Origin of the sequence: Streptomyces sp. (assembly GCF_035644915.1) — a bacterium.
In the GTDB taxonomy this organism is placed as follows: Bacteria; Actinomycetota; Actinomycetes; order Streptomycetales; family Streptomycetaceae; genus Streptomyces.
In genome coordinates, this window is the sequence record NZ_DASQNP010000179.1 from 1 (window position 1) to 14,804 (window position 14,804).

Genomic DNA, 14,804 nt, shown 5'->3' on the forward strand with positions numbered 1-14,804 from the left:
ACGCCGAGCGCCCCACGGTGCTCGGCGTCGTGCGTTTGTGCGGGTCCCGTACGGGTCACGGAACCGGCGGGACACAAGGAGCCGCACCGACGAGGAGAACGCGTGATCGAGAAGCTCTACGACCGGATACTGCACCGGAACCCCGGTGAGAAGGAGTTCCACCAGGCCGTGTGGGAGGTTCTGGAATCGCTGAAGCCGGTCTTCGCCCGGCGCCCCGAGCTGCTGGACGAAGCTCTCATCGAACGACTGTGCGAGCCGGAGCGGCAGATCATCTTCCGCGTCCCCTGGGCTGACGACTCCGGGAAGATCCACGTCAACCGGGGTTTCCGCGTGGAGTTCAACAGCGCCCTCGGCCCCTACAAGGGCGGCCTGCGCTTCCACCCGTCCGTCAACCTCGGGATCATCAAGTTCCTCGGCTTCGAGCAGACGTTGAAGAACGCCCTGACCGGCATGCCGATCGGCGGCGGCAAGGGCGGCAGCGACTTCGACCCCAAGGGGCGCTCGGACGCGGAGGTCATGCGCTTCTGCCAGTCCTTCATGACCGAGCTGTACCGCCATCTGGGCGAGTACACGGACATCCCGGCGGGCGACATCGGGGTGGGCGAGCGCGAGATCGGTTACCTCTTCGGCCAGTACCGCCGGATCACCAACCGCTACGAGTCCGGAGTCCTGACCGGCAAGGGCGTCCTGTGGGGCGGGTCGCAGGCCCGCTCCGAGGCCACCGGCTACGGCCTGGTCGTCTTCACCGCAGAGATGCTGAAGACGCGCGGCGAGGAGCTGGAGGGCAAGCGCGTGGTGGTCTCGGGCTCCGGCAACGTCGCGGTCCACGCCATGGAGAAGGCGCAGCAGCTCGGCGCCACGCCGATCGCCTGCTCCGACTCCGGCGGCTACGTGGTGGAGGAGAAGGGCATCGACCTGGACCTGCTCAAGCAGGTCAAGCTGGTCGAGCGCGGGCGGCTGTCGGCGTACGCCGAGCGGCGCGGCGGCGCGGCGCGCTTCGTGCCCGGCGGCCGGGTCTGGGAGGTGCCGTGCGAGGTGGCCCTGCCGTCGGCCACCCAGAACGAGCTGGACGAGGACGACGCGGTGACGCTGGTCCGCAACGGCGTGCAGGCGGTCGGCGAGGGCGCGAACATGCCGACCACGCCCGGGGGCGTACGGGTGCTGCGCGAGGCCGGCGTCCTGTTCGGCCCGGGGAAGGCCGCCAACGCGGGCGGCGTCGCCACCAGCGCGCTGGAGATGCAGCAGAACGCCTCGCGCGACTCCTGGACCTTCGAGCACACCGAGGCCCGGCTGACCGAGATCATGCGGCACATCCACCGGCTCTGCCACACCACCGCCGAGCGCTACGGCCGGCCCGGCGACTACGTGGCCGGTGCCAACATCGCGGGCTTCGAGCTGGTGGAGGAGGCCATGGTGGCGCAGGGCCTGGTCTGACGGACCCGGCCCGGCGCGCGGCGGAGGAACGGCCCGCCCGCTGCGCCCGCCCCGGCGGCCCGGCCCGGGACACCGCGTCCCGGGCCGGGCCGCCGCCCGTGCCACTTGTCCCGTTCGCCCCCGGAACGCGACCTGCGAGGTTAGGGTTCACCCGACGCATGCGGAGTGTGCGCTGCGTCACACGAGAACGAACGGCCGGTTGCCGGGTGCCCCGGCGCGGCCGCGTACCCGGGGGGGCACATGCACGAGATGGTCAAGGGCGCCAACGTCGACCTGGCGGGCCTGAGCGACGACGTCGGTTCCGTGGCGCTGGGGCTGAGCTGGAGCAGCGTCGCGGGAGACGGCGACGCGGACGTCTCCGTCCTGCTGCTGGGCGCGGACGGGAAGGTGCGCGGCGACGCGGACTTCTTCTTCTACAACAATCCCGTCGCCGCCGACGGAAGCGTGCACCTGCTGGGCAAGACGCCGACCGCCGACGGCAGCGAGGACCGCATCAGCCTCGACCTGGCCGCCATGCCGCCGGACGTCGAACGCGTCGTCGTGGGGGCCAGCCGTTACGGCGGCGCCCGGTTCGGCGAGCTGGACGGCCTCCGGGTGACGCTCGCCGACAGCACCGGCGAGGTCCTGCTCGGGTTCTCCATCGAGGACGCCGGTGTGGAGAGCGCTTTCATCTTCGGCGAGCTCTACCGACGGGGCGGGGGCTGGAGGTTCCGGGCCGTCGGACAGGGCTACGAGACCGGTCTGGCGGGCCTGGCCACCGACTTCGGCATCGACGTCGAGGACGACACCGAGGACGACGTCGAGGAAGGCATTGAGGAAGGCACCGAGGGCGGCATCGAGGGTGGCACCGAGGGCGAGGCGCCGGCCCCGGCGCCCGTGCCGGAACCGCGGGCGGACGCCGCGCCGGTGCCGGAGGCCCCCGCCGGGCCGCTGCCCGCCGTTCCCCGGCAGGCGGTGCGCCGGATGGCGGCGGAGCCCGTACCGGCGGCGGATCCGGCGCCCGCGCGGGAAGCGGCCCCGGCGCCGGCCCGGTCCCAGCCCCCGGCCCGGCGTCCCCGTACGGCCAGGAAGAAGGTCACGCTCCCCAAGGTCGCCAGGAAGTCCCTGGCCGAGAACGACTCCTGGCGGCAGGCCCGTCTCTTCCCCGTCCCCTCGCTGAAGAGCGACCGGGAGCGCGAGACGCGGGCGACCTCCGTCCTCCTGGCGGTGATGGCCCAGGTGCCGGAGTTCGGCCGTCGCCTCACCGCCGCCTTCGGCGCCCCGGCGGGCCGGATGGAGACGTTCACGGAGGTCTCGCTGCCGCACGGGGACGCCCCGAAGCGTCCGGACGGCGTGATCCGCGTCGAACGCGCGGGCAGGCTCTGGACCGCCCTGGTGGAGACGAAGACCAACGGCAATCCGCTCAGGGCCGAGCAGGTGCAGGACTACATGGACATCGCCGCACGGCGCGGCTACGAGGCCGTGATCACGCTGTCCAACGACGTGGCGCTGGAGGGCAGTCCCCTCGTCGACGTCAGGATCGACCGGCGCCGCAAGCACAAGGTGGCCCTGCGGCACCTGTCGTGGGCCGAGGTGGCCCACCAGGCCCAGATGCTGATCCGTCACGAGGGCGTCGGCAACGCCGCCCACGCCTGGCTCCTCCAGGAACTCCTGCACTACCTCCAGCACGAGAACTCCGGCTGCCACGGCTTCCAGAACATGGGCCCGGCCTGGGTGCCGGTGCGCAACGCCATCGACACCGAGACCCTCTGCCAGGGCGACCGGCGGGCCCTGGACGTCGTCGAGAGCTGGGAACGGCTCGTGCGCCAGGTCTGCCTGCGGCTCGGCGGCGAACTGGGCCGGAAGGTCCTGCCCGTTCAGCGCGCCCGGCGCGGCACCGACCCGCAGTCCCGCCGTGCCGCCCTCGCCGACCGGCTCTGCCGGGACGGCCGCCTGCACGCGGAGCTGCGCATCGAGGGCACGTCCGGAATCCTCGCGGTCGTCGCCGACCTGCGCACCGGCAGGCTGCGCACGTCCATCGAGGTCCCGGCCCCCGCGCAGGGCTATCCCCTGAGCTGGGCCAAGCGCCTGGTCCGGCAGCTCGCCGATGCCCCGGCCGACCTCCACGTCGAGACGCTCGTCGAGGGCCAGGGCGGTGGGCCGCGCGGCACCCTGGAGCGGCTGCGGCCCGAGCCGGGCGACATCCTTCCCAAGGACGGCGCCCGGATCACCGGCTTCCGGTTCTCCCTCTTCAAGGGCATGGGCAGCAGCCGCGGCCGTGCCGAGACGGGGTTCATCCGCAGCGTCGACGAGGCCGTGCACCGCTTCCACTCCGGCGTCGTCGCCCACCTGGAGCGCCGCCCGTCCCGTCGGCCGGAGGCCGAGGCCGCCGCGGGCTGACGGAAGGCGAACGCCCCGGGAGAGGGCCGGACGTCCTGGGAGCGGGCCTTGGACCCTGCGCGTCCCGCTGGAACGCTTACCATTCTCGTCCGCTCGGCCGACCACTGTTGATAGCAGTTGATTGCATTTGATCGATTAGCGACCGATGTTGACGAGCCGTCATGGCCATCGGCAGGAAAGGGTGCTGGCCGGTGTGCGCGTGTCTGGGCAACGGAAGGTCCGAAATGCACCAGAATGATAGAAACTGCTCCATGATGACCATGGTTGTTCCGTTGCCGAGGAGCGTGTCATGCATGTTCGCGAAGGGCTCCCCGACCAGCCCACCCGCGTCGGCCGCGTCGACTGGCCGAAGGAGGGCGACAACGGCGCGTACCTCCGCCTGAGGAGCGGGCACGTCGTCGTCTTCGACCGGCAACCCTGGCGGATCCTGGAGATCAACGAGTACCGCGACCACCCGTGGCCCCTCTCCTACGAGCAGGCCTGGCGCGAACACCTCGAACTGTGGCGGCACTCGGAGGACCTGCGCCGGATGAACGGGCGGGTGAACGCCCTGCCCCCCGACCGGGCCGACTTCTACAAGCGGCCCGTGATCCTGGTCCTGCGCAACGAGAACTTCCCCCGGTCCGCGCCCAAGCACTGGTGCGCGCCCATCGGCCACAACTGGCAGGTCCTCCCGGAGCACTACGCGGTCTGCCGCACCTGCGGCGAACTGCCGCCCTGTCACAACGGCGAGTACCGCGGGGAGATCGGGCCCCGGATGGCCGCGCAGAGCGAGGGCGGCGCCCTGTGCGTGCCGGCCGGCTGCTGCATCGGCTGCGCGGAGCCCATCAAACCCCGGATGCGGACGGTGCGCTTCCCCGGGCCGAACCTCTGGTACCCCGACCTGGGCGAGGGCAGCGCGATCTTCCACGCCCGGGCCGCCTGTGCCGACCAGGTCGAGTGCTACCGCCTCCAGTGGAAGGCCGAGCACGTCGCCACCGCGCCGCAGCCGACCGCCCCGCTGTGGTCCCCGGGCACGGCCGAGAACGTCATGCTGCCGCAGACCAGGCTCTCGCCGGACGTGGTCAAGCCCGCCAAGGGCTGGAACGTTCCGGCCGTGAACGGTACGGAGGGCTCCCGGCCCGCCGCTCCCGCACCCGCACCCGCACCTGCTCCCGCACCCGCTTCCGCGGCCGAGCCGCCGGTCGATCCCCCGGCGCCCGCGGCGCCCGCGGCCCCCGCACCCACCGATGCGCCCGCGTCCCCGGCGCCCGCGCCGCCGGCGCCGCCCGTACCTCCTCCGCCCCCGGTGTCCGCCGAGGCCCCCGCGCCCCCGCCCGCGCCCCCAGCGCCCCCGGCGGTGGAACCCGCCGATCCGGCGCCCTCCCCGACCCCCGCGCCACCGGCACCGTCCGCCCCGGCCCCGGCCCCGGCAGCCCCGGCCACCGCCCCCGCCGTACCCCCCGCCGGGGACTTCGACGCGGTGCGCCGCCTCACGGAGGACCTCAGCACCTCGCTCGCCGCCGACCGTCCCGCCTTCCACAACGCCGAGCAGGCCGCCCGGGTGATCGAGGAACTCACCGCCGCGGTCCGCAACATCGCCCTCTGCCTCAACGGCACGGGCCTGCGCCCCCGCCCCTGAGCCCCGCGGGACCCGCCGGGGCTCAGGCCGGGCGCTCGCCGGCCCGACCGCGCCCGCCGTCCCCGTCGGACGCGACGGCGGGCCAGGTGAGCGCGGTGACGGCGAGGACGGCCAGGTCGTCGCGGAGCCGTTCGCCCCACCAGGCGTGGGCGTCGTCCAGCAGTGCCGCGACGACGCTGTTGGCGGGGCGCTCGGTGCCGGGCGGCAGCGGATGTCCGGCGAGGACGGCGGCGAGGTCCTCGGGTTCCCGCCGGTCCGCCGCGCCGGCGCCCTCGGTGAAGCCGTCGGTGTAGAGGACGAGGGTCTCGCCGGGGTGCAGGTCCGCCTCCGCCACCGGGTGGTGGAGGTCCTCCAGGACGCCCAGGAGCGGGCCGTGGACGTCCAGCGGCGCGGTGCTGCCGTCGGCGCGGCGCAGCAGGGGCGCGGGATGCCCGGCGGAGGCCAGGCGGAGGCGGGCGGCGGTGCGGGTGCGGTCGTGGGAGGGGGTGAGGACGGCGTAGGTGAGGGTGCAGAAGGGGGTGTTCTGGCGGCGCAGGGCGCGGTTGACGAGGGCGAGGACGCGGGCGGGCTCGGGGTCCTGCTGGGCCGCGGCCCACAAGGTGTGGCGGACCAGGCCGGTGATGGCGGCGGCCCCCGGCCCCTTGCCGCAGACGTCCCCCAGGACCAGGACGTACCGGCCGTCGGGGACGGTGAAGGCGTCGTAGAAGTCCCCGCCGATGTGCAGGCCGCTGCCGAAGGGGCGGTAGCGGGCGGCCAGGTCGAAACCGGGCAGGACGGGCAGGTGGGGCGGGAGCAGCGGCTCCTCCAGGGCCCGGGTGGCGTCGCGCAGACGGTGCAGCAGGCGGTCCTGCTGGATGCCGACGGCTATCTGGTCGGCGATGTTCTCCAGGATGGACAGTGTGGACCCGGGAAGGGCCAGGCGGGTGGTCAGGGTCAGGACGCCGATCAGCTCCCCGCCGGATATCAGCGGATAGCCGGCGAACGACCCCCGGGGCCGGCCGGACGCGGCGCGCCGGCCGTCCGCGGGCGCGATGTCCAGGTGGGGGCGTTGCGCGGCGGCGATCCGGCCGACCAGGGCCCGTTCGGTCCGCGGATGGACGGGGGCATCGGCCCCGGTCTCCTTCTCGGACTCGGGCTCGGCGCAGGAGGTGTGCTCCGGTTCCCCGGACGGCTTCATCGTCCAGACGCAGACGCGGGCGGCGCCCAGCCGGTCCGCGGTGGCCCGTACGCAGCGTTCCAGGCGCTCCTCCAGCGCCTCGGGGGCCGTCATGGCGGCGGCCACCTCCGCGCTGAGCAGGGCGTGGCCGGTGCGTTCGGCGAGCTTCCGCTGCGCGTGCAGGCGGTCGGTGACGTCCTCGGCGAGGACCAGGACGCGCTGGCGGCCCTCGGTGTCCGTGACCTGCTGGGGGGCGATGCGCAGGGCCTGGCCGGTGCCGTCGGACCGGACGCGTTCGAAGATCACGTCGGGGCCTGCGGCGGTGGGGTGCTCGCCGGGCACCGCCAGGTGCTGCCGCAGCGCGGCACGGTCGGCCGGGGGGAACAGGTCGGCCAGCGGCCGGTGGAGCGAGCCGGGGTCGGTCAGCTCCAGCATGTCGGCGGCCCTGGGGTTCCAGGCGACCACCGCGCCGTCGTCGTTCAGCATCAGCGCGCCGATCGGGGCCTGGGAGAGGAACTCGCCCAGCAGCCGCTCCCCGAGCTGCCGGCTGATCGCCGTACCGGAGGCGAGCTGCCGCTGGGCCGCGGCCCGCGCCGTGGCACTCAGGCGCCGGCGGACGATCCCCTCCAGCAGTTCGCGGACGACCCCCGGCAGCCGGTCGGTCCGGTCGGCCGGCACCCGGCGGGCCCGGTCGGCGGAGAACAGGAGCGGCAGTGTGGCGAGCCTGGCCTCGGTGGCGGGGCCGGCGATCGCGACCACCGCCAGGTCCGCCGGGTGGGGACGGATGGCGTGGACCATGCCCACCGGGGCCGACAGCCGCGGGCCGAGCACCACCACCGTGGGGCGGCGCGTGCCGGGCTCCCCGTCGGTGTGCGCCAGGATCTCCTCGGACGTGACCGCCACCGGGTCGGTCTCCGGGCCGAGCGCGGACCGCAGGGCCGCGGCGGTGTCGGGAGCGACCTCCACCAGCAGGACCTTGGCCGTCGTGTCGGCCGTCGTGTCGGTCACGGTCACTCTTCCAGCAGCGGTTCGTCCAGCAGGGCGCGGCCGGTCCACACGCGCAGCAGGTCGGTGACCGGGGACATCACGTGGGCGGCACGGGCGTCGCGCAGCATCCGGTGCAGGGGCGAGGCCTCGCCGTAGCCGACCCCGCCGACCAGCGTCAGCGCGTCGTTGACCGTGGCCTCGGCCGCGTCGGCGACCTCGGCCTTGGCCGAGGCCAGCGCGGGCAGGGCCTCCGGGCCGCCGACCTCCGCCTCGGCGGCGGCGTGGTAGATCAGCCGCCGGGTGCGCTCCACCCGCGCCCACATCGTGCCCAGCCGGTGCTGCACGACCGGCTGGCCGGACACCGTACGCCCGCCGCGCGCCCGCCGCCGCAGCAGGTGGGCGCGGGCCTCCTCCAGGGCCGCGGCGGCGACCCCCAGGTAGGTGCCGGCCATGGCCATCAGGAAGTAGGGGGCGACGACGTTGAACACGTACCAGATCTCGTCGCCCTCCTCGCCCAGCAGGCACCAGCGCGGGATCTCCACACCGGGCAGCTCCAGGCCGCGCGAGGCGTTGCCGCGCATGCCGAAGCCCCGCCACTCGGGCCCCCACTCCAGGCCCGGTGTGTCGGCGTCGACCACCGTGCAGGAGAACTGTCCGGGCGGTGTTCCGGGGTCGGCCGCGACGGTGGAGACCACGTAGGAGTCCGCGTGGCCGCCGTTGGTGACGAAGCTCTTGGCGCCGGTCAGCCGCAGCCGGTCCGGCCCGCTGCGCTCCATGCGGGTCTGCGGGAGCCAGAACTCGCCGCCCGTCATCGGCTCCGACAGCGCCAGGGTCGTCAGGTGCTCCCCGGCCGCGATCGGCTCCAGGTAACGCTCCCGCTGCCTCCCGCCCGCCTTCGCGGCGATCACCGCGGAGGCGACGAGGTGCATCCCGAAGCAGATCGACGTCGACGCGCACGCCCGTCCCGTCGCCTCGCCGACCTGCGCCACCGCCAGCAGCCCGTGCCCCATCCCGCCGCAGTCCTCGGGGACCACCAGCCCGCCCAGCCGGGACCGCAGCGCCTCCATGCCCTTGTCCGGCCACTGCTGCTCGGCGTCCACCGCCGCCGCGTGGGGGGCCAGGACCTCCTCGGCGATCTCCCGCGCCAGGGCCACCGCAGCGCCCAGTTCGATCCGCACCACCGCTGTACTCCGCTTCTCACGCATGAACCCGGTCGAGGGCATCGGCGGGCATCGTGTTGCCGGTCCGGTCGGCAGGACAGTGTCGCAGCCTACCCGTGGATCGTACATATGGGGCAATCCAGACCACGGAAACCCCTGGTGGAAACTCTCCCACAGCGGGTGGGGGCCCGCGCGAGAGGGAGGCGCCGGCAAACCGGCTCCTCGCCCGCCGCCGGCCACCGCGAGCACGTCGACCGCGGTGAGCCTGCCTGGGGATTTTTCATACGATCTGCACGACGCGCCGTGCAGATGATCGTGGCATCGGCCGGCCCGTTGGTACAACGGCATCAGGAGGCCCGCGGCCGGAAACCCCCGGACCCGGCGGCCCGGAGGAGCCGGGAGTCCTCTCCCGCGGTTTCCCCACAGTTCCCACAGTTCCCGGAGCGGATCCCGGCGCGGACCGCGGGCCGGCTGGAGGCCATCGTGAAGGCCGTGACGGGCAGGTCGCCGACACCCGGCGGCCGTGCGGCGCCCGCCCCCGGCGGCCCGGCCGCCGACCCCGGCGCCCTGCGGAGGGCGCACCGCGCGCTGGTGGCCGTGTGCGCGGCCTTCGCCGTGCTGGCCGCCGTGCTGGTGCCGATCACCCTGCCGCTCGGCTGGGACGAACTCGTCTACGCCAGCCGCTTCGCCCCCCACGGCCCCGAGACGCCCTTCAGCGCCCCGCGCACCCGGGGCGTGCCCCTGCTGCTCCTCCCGGTCGCCTCCTGGAGCGACTCGACCGTCCTGCTGAGGATCTGGCTGCTGGCGCTGTCGGCCGCCGCGCTGTACCTGGGCTTCCGCCCCTGGCTGCGGATCCTCCCCCGTCCCTCGGCGGCGTGGGTGGCGGCGGCGCTGTACGGCTCCGGGTGGCTCGCCCTGTTCTACGCGAACGCCGCGATGCCCAACCACTACTCGGCGATGGGCGCGCTCGCGGCGGTCGGCTGCTTCCTGCACCGCCGCCCGGGAGCCGCCGGGTACGCCGGGGTGGTCGCGGGCCTGGCCCTGGTGACCCTGATGCGGCCCAACGAGGGCGTGGCCGTCGCCGCCCCGCTGCTGGTGGCCGCCGTGGCGGTGCCCGCCTGGCGCGGCCGGGGCCGGCTCGCGGCCGTGGCGGGCGGCGTGGCGGCGGGCGCGCTGCCCTGGGTCGTGGAGGCGCAGCTCCGCTTCGGCGGGGTGGCGCGGCGGCTCGCCGAGGCGAGCGAGGTGCAGGGCGACCTGCGCCCCGTCGTCACCCTGACCGCCCACCTCACCGCGCTCGACGGGCCGTTGCTGTGCCGCCCCTGCGCGGGCGACGCCGTACGGCCGCCGGCGCTGGAGTGGTGGCTGCTGCTCGGGACGCTCGCCGTGCTCGGCCTGTGGGCCGCGCGCCGCGCGGGAACGGGCACCGCGCCCCTGTGGCTCGCCGTGGCCGTGGCCGCGTCCGCCACGGTGCCGTACTTCTTCCTCGTCCCCTACGCGGCGCCGCGCTTCCTGCTGCCCGGCTACGCCCTGCTGGCCGTGCCCGCCGCCCTCGGTCTGCTCGCGGCCGCGGCCCCGGCCCGCCGTTCGCGTGCCGTGGCCGCCGTCCTCGCCCTGGTGCTGGTGGGCCACCTGGCCGTCCAGCTCACCCTCGCGCACGTGCACGGCGGCATCCAGGAGCAGGCGCGCGAGGACTGGCGGCGGATCACCGCGGTCCTGCGCGAGCACGGCGTGCGCCCGCCGTGCGTGGTCAAGGCGAGCAGGATGACGATTCCCCTGGCCCACACCGCGGGCTGCGCCTCGGCGGAGTACGACGCCCCGGAACTGCCCGACGCCGTGATCCTCCACCGGGCGGAGCCCCCGCGCTGGGCGCGCGACTGGCCGGTGCACCCCGTGCCGGACACCTACAACCCCGGCTGGACCGTCGCCGTCCGCCCCTGACCGTCCGCCGCGTCCCGGCGCCGGTCCGGTCGGTCCGGCGGCGGTCCGGCCGGGACGCCGGGGCCGGACCGCGCCACCAGATCGGCGACCCTCCCGGGCGTCCAGTGCGCCCCGGCCCCCGGCCGGGTGGCGAGGAAACCGGCCGCCTCCTCCGCGCTCCAGCCGTGGGCCGCCATCAGCCCCGACGCCAGGTGCCGCAGGTAGGCGGCGGACGGCGGGTTCCCCTCGACCTCGCCGCTCCGCCAGGGGGCCGTGAAGGTGACGACCGGGTGGCCGTCGAGCAGCCCGGGGCACACCAGCGTCTCGTAGCGGCCCGGCCCCAGCCGGGCGCGTCCGTGCCGGAGGACCCCGGAGAGGTCCAGGTCGGTCCCGGGCTCCCGGTACATCTCCTGGGCGGCGACGTCGGAGAACTGCGACACGGTGAGCAGGTAGGCGCGGGCGGGGGTCTCGCCGCCGGCGTCGGGGTCGTAGAAGGCCCGGCCGCCCTTCCACACCGGCGACTCGGTGGCGAAGTACAGCAGCCCGGGGAGCATCAGCGGCAGCGACCGCCCGGGCGGCCGGGGGTCGCGGCAGCCCGGATAGGTGCGCGTACCGCCGGACGGCCTGCCTCCGGTGAGGTAGCAGGCGAGGCGCTCGCGGTGCATGTTCGAGCCGTACGCCGCGTACCAGACGTGGTGGGTGGCCGCCGGGCGGGCGCCGGGGGCCGTCGGCCGCCGGGGGATGGTCACGGGTCCACTGTGCGGGCCGCGGCGCCGGAGAGCCACCCTGTTCGGGTGATTCGCCCGAGAATGATGGGAAATGACCCGTCCGGGGATGCCGGGAACCTATGCTGCCGCCGGAGCGACGGACCGGACGGCGATTGGACGGCGGCCGGACGGTGACCGGACGGCAGGGGAGGAGCACGTGCGAGAACCGGGCCCTTCCCGCCGGGCGCGCGCGGACCGCGGGGAGCAGCCGTCCCGCACCGTCCGGAGCCTCTCGGCGCTCGCGCTGCTGCGGCCGGCCCTCATCACGGCGGCACTCCTCCTCGCGTACTACCGCCTGCCCCTGGACGAGGAGTTCACCGGTGACACGGTCGCCCTCCTGGTCTCGGGGCTGGCCGCCGCCCTCGCCCTCTTCGTCTGGCAGGTCCGCGGGATCGAGCGGTCCCCCCGTCCCCTGCTGCGGGCCGTCGAGTCGCTGGTGAGCGTCCTGCTGCTGTTCCTGCTGTCCTTCGCCGCCGCCTACTACCTGCTGGAACGGGCCGAGCCGGGCAGTTTCACGGAGCCGTTCACCCGCACCGACTCGCTGTACTTCACGCTCTCGACGTTCACCACCGCCGGATTCGGCGACATCACGCCCCGCTCCCAGCTCGCCCGCGTCATGACCATGTTCCAGATGGCGGGCGGACTGCTCTTCGTCGGCGTCGCGGTCCGGCTGGTGGCCGACACGGTCCAGTCCGCGCTCCGACGGCAGGCGTCCCCCGACCGCGACGGGCGCGGCGGGGGAGCCCTTGGGGAGTGAGGCCGGCACGGCGGTCAGTACGCCAGGGCGTCCGCCGGGTCGGACAGCCAGTACGTGACCCGGGCGGCGGTGCCGACCCAGGTGTCCTCCGGCAGGGTGAGCGTCACCGGACCGTCCTCGCCCGCTCCGCCGTCCTGGTCGGCGAAGAGGACGCCGAGCCGGGTGGCGGGGACGGCGTCGTCGTCCCCGGCGGCGGAGGAGGTGGTGATGCCCGCGTAGGCGGACTCGCCGGGCCGCAGCGTGGTCACCGCCTGCGGGCGGCTCTCCTCCAGGGCCGGGGTCGGGGCCTGGGCCTCGTCGAAGCGCAGGAACGGGTGGCCGTAGGCGTTGCAGGCGGTGGTGCCGGTGTTGGTGACCGTCAGGAGCAGGTGGTTGACGGGCCGGGGGACGGACTGCACGGTGAGTTCGGTGTTGGACGGGCCGCACCGCTCCGGCGCGGCGGAGCCGTCGTCGCCCCGGCCGCTCTGACCGCCGGCCCGGTCGTCGGGGCGCTGGTGGGCGGCCGGGGCCGCCGGGGCCGGGGCGTCCTTCCGCACGTCGTCCCGGGCGGCGGGCGCGGTGGGCCGCTCGGCGGACGCCCTGCCCTCCTTCTCCACCCCGGTCCCGGACTGGCAAGCGGCCAGGGACAGCGAGGCGGTGACGAGCGCGGCGGCGACGGCGAACCGGGGCATGCGTCGGGTACGGAACACGGGCGTGACCTCTTTCGGATTCTCGGATGCGATGCGAACGCATTCGGACGCGGTGCGGTGCGAATGCGGGGAAGGAGCGCCGGAAACCGGCTCCGCGGTGCTCGGCAGTGCTCGGCGGTGCTTGGGGCGCTTGGCGGTGCCCGCCGCGGCATGTCCACCACCGTGGCCTTCCCGGCCCGGCCGTGGCAACGACGGCCCGCCCATCCGGGACGCCGGAACGTTCCAACCCCCTTTGACCTGCGGGGACTCCGTTCCACCCGGGACGGCTCAAGGCCCTTCCGGGGACGCGACACCCCCGGAAGGGGCAGCCGCGAACCCCAGTAGCCCGGCAGAGCGGGCGTGCTTGGATGGTCACAGCACGTACGGGGACGCGCCCCACCCGCCGGGACCGGGCGGGAGCCGGGACGCGGGACCGGAATGCCGATGGAGGGGGAAGCGGTGGAGGCGGCTGAGGAGACGGCCGGGTTCGCGGCGTTACTGCGGGAGCTGAAGAACCGCTCCGGACTGAGCTACGGAATGCTCGCCAGACGGCTGCACACCAGCACGTCGACGCTGCACCGGTACTGCAACGGCGACGCCGTGCCCATGGAGTACGCACCCGTGGAGCGGTTCGCGCGGACGTGCGGGGCGACACCGGAAGAGCTGGCGGAACTCCGGCGGCGGTGGCGGCTGGCGGACGAGCAGCGGGGGAAGAGGGCCAAGCCACCCGCCGGTGCGAAGGACGCGGCGGCTCCCGAAGGAAAACCGGAACCGGAACCGAACCCGAACCCGGGCCCGGAGCCGGCCACCCCCGCCGACCGACCCCGTCGCCGTCCCCTCCGGGGCCGGCGGCGTACCGCCCTGCTCGCCGGGATCTCCGTCGTGCTCGTCGCCGGGGCCGTCGCCCTCGCCGCACGGCCGGTGACCGGCGGGGACGACCGGAGCGACGGGGCCGGGCCCGATCGGCCGGCGGCCACCGCGACCGGCCACGGCCGGAGCGGCGGGGACGGGCCGGAGCGGGCGGACGGTTCGCCACCGCCGGCCCCGCGCGACGGTGCGCGCCCGTCCGCCTCCCGCGGCACGGACGTCAACGGGGACGTCAACGGGAAGCGGAACGGCCCCGACCGCCCCGCGAACCGGGCCACGGAGCACGCCGGCCCCCCGGACGGCGCCGCCCGCGGCACCGTCCCGCTGACCGTGTCCACCCGCCCGTACGCCTGGCAGGACCCGTGCTCCCAGCACTACCTCGTCGACCGGCCGCCGGCCGAGGTGCCCCCGCCGCCCTTCGCGCCGGGCGCCCCCGGCTGGGTGGCCGACACCGGCGCGGTCTCCTCCGGCAGCCAGTACGTGGAGCTGACCGTCCAGGGCACGGGCGAGGAGACGGTCGTCCTCAAGGACCTCCACGTGCGCGTGGCCGACAGGAGGGCGCCTCTGGCGTGGAACGACTACGGCACGGGCGTCGGCTGCGGCGGCGATGTCCCCGCCCGGCACTTCGGCGTGGACCTGGATGCGAGTCGTCCGGACGCCGAACCCGCCGGCCGGCGGGACTTCCCCTACAAGGTGAGCGAGAGCGACCCCGAGGTGCTGTACGTCGCCGCACGCACGGACGCGTACGACGTCCGCTGGTACCTGGAGCTGGAGTGGTCCAGCGGCGACCGGCACGGGACGCTCCGCATCGACGACCGCGGTGCGCCGTTCCGCACCAGCGGCGCCCGGGGGCGTCCCTCGTACGTCTATCCGCTGGGCTCGGACGGCTGGACACCGGCCCCGGAGGAGGAGTGAGCCCGCTGCGGGCGCGACCACCGGCTGCCCGGCCTCGCGCCCGGTCCGGCCGCCAACCTCAGATTCCGCTCTGAACCGGCGCCTTCCGGGGTTCACCGCCGGCGTTCCGGACGACACTGCCCACAGGGGAACAGCAGGACGGACGGGGGGACTTCCATGCGCACCGCCTTCCGGCG

10 protein-coding genes are annotated in these 14,804 nt (G+C 75.1%); 6 read left to right on the plus strand and 4 right to left on the minus strand.

Annotated elements, in window-relative coordinates:
* Positions 1-102 precede the first annotated feature (102 nt).
* From gdhA to VE546_RS19755, 3 genes are all read left to right on the plus strand, one after another.
* Complete coding sequence (gdhA, locus tag VE546_RS19745; RefSeq protein ID WP_324924165.1) at positions 103-1,434, plus strand: NADP-specific glutamate dehydrogenase; 1,332 nt, start codon at positions 103-105, stop codon at positions 1,432-1,434.
* A gap of 249 nt (positions 1,435-1,683) precedes the next feature.
* Positions 1,684-3,813: a TerD family protein gene (locus VE546_RS19750; protein WP_324924181.1), complete on the plus strand. Its 2,130-nt coding sequence runs from the start codon at positions 1,684-1,686 to the stop codon at positions 3,811-3,813.
* Positions 3,814-4,102: 289 nt separating this feature from the next.
* Positions 4,103-5,434, plus strand: a complete 1,332-nt coding sequence (locus VE546_RS19755; RefSeq protein WP_324924167.1) for a hypothetical protein — start codon at positions 4,103-4,105, stop codon at positions 5,432-5,434.
* 22 nt (positions 5,435-5,456) lie between these two features.
* Here the strand turns inward: VE546_RS19755 and VE546_RS19760 are convergent, their stop codons facing one another.
* Together VE546_RS19760 and VE546_RS19765 are read right to left on the minus strand one after the other, a co-directional pair.
* Positions 5,457-7,598 (minus strand): SpoIIE family protein phosphatase, encoded by a 2,142-nt coding sequence (locus VE546_RS19760; RefSeq protein ID WP_324924169.1) that lies wholly within the window; start codon positions 7,596-7,598, stop codon positions 5,457-5,459.
* Between the two features lie 2 nt (positions 7,599-7,600).
* The gene (locus VE546_RS19765; RefSeq protein ID WP_324924171.1) at positions 7,601-8,782 is read right to left on the minus strand and encodes an acyl-CoA dehydrogenase family protein; all 1,182 of its coding nucleotides are present in this window, start codon (positions 8,780-8,782) and stop codon (positions 7,601-7,603) included.
* A gap of 438 nt (positions 8,783-9,220) precedes the next feature.
* Between VE546_RS19765 and VE546_RS19770 the strand changes: the two genes are divergently transcribed.
* Complete coding sequence (locus VE546_RS19770; RefSeq protein ID WP_324924173.1) at positions 9,221-10,675, plus strand: hypothetical protein; 1,455 nt, start codon at positions 9,221-9,223, stop codon at positions 10,673-10,675.
* Here the strand turns inward: VE546_RS19770 and VE546_RS19775 are convergent.
* Complete coding sequence (locus VE546_RS19775; protein ID WP_414720529.1) at positions 10,639-11,403, minus strand: histone deacetylase; 765 nt, start codon at positions 11,401-11,403, stop codon at positions 10,639-10,641. The two genes, VE546_RS19770 and VE546_RS19775, sit on opposite strands and share 37 nt — an antisense overlap.
* A gap of 175 nt (positions 11,404-11,578) precedes the next feature.
* Between VE546_RS19775 and VE546_RS19780 the strand changes: the two genes are divergently transcribed.
* Complete coding sequence (locus tag VE546_RS19780; protein WP_324924175.1) at positions 11,579-12,178, plus strand: potassium channel family protein; 600 nt, start codon at positions 11,579-11,581, stop codon at positions 12,176-12,178.
* A 14-nt stretch (positions 12,179-12,192) separates the two neighbouring features.
* Here VE546_RS19780 and VE546_RS19785 read toward each other — a convergent pair whose 3' ends face one another.
* Positions 12,193-12,867, minus strand: coding sequence for a DUF4232 domain-containing protein (locus VE546_RS19785; protein ID WP_324924177.1), 675 nt, complete (start codon positions 12,865-12,867; stop codon positions 12,193-12,195).
* A gap of 438 nt (positions 12,868-13,305) precedes the next feature.
* Here VE546_RS19785 and VE546_RS19790 point away from each other — a divergent pair, with 438 nt between their 5' ends.
* Positions 13,306-14,628, plus strand: a complete 1,323-nt coding sequence (locus VE546_RS19790; protein WP_324924179.1) for a helix-turn-helix transcriptional regulator — start codon at positions 13,306-13,308, stop codon at positions 14,626-14,628.
* Positions 14,629-14,804: the final 176 nt, after the last annotated feature.

Bases quoted from the DNA above. Each gene is read 5' to 3' on its own strand.
- VE546_RS19750 (WP_324924181.1), top strand. From the start codon at position 1,684: ATGGTCAAGGGCGCCAACGTCGACCTGGCGGGCCTGAGCGACGACGTC.
- VE546_RS19755 (WP_324924167.1), top strand. From the start codon at position 4,103: ATGCATGTTCGCGAAGGGCTCCCCGACCAGCCCACCCGCGTCGGCCGC.
- VE546_RS19765 (WP_324924171.1), bottom strand. From the start codon at position 8,782: ATGCGTGAGAAGCGGAGTACAGCGGTGGTGCGGATCGAACTGGGCGCT.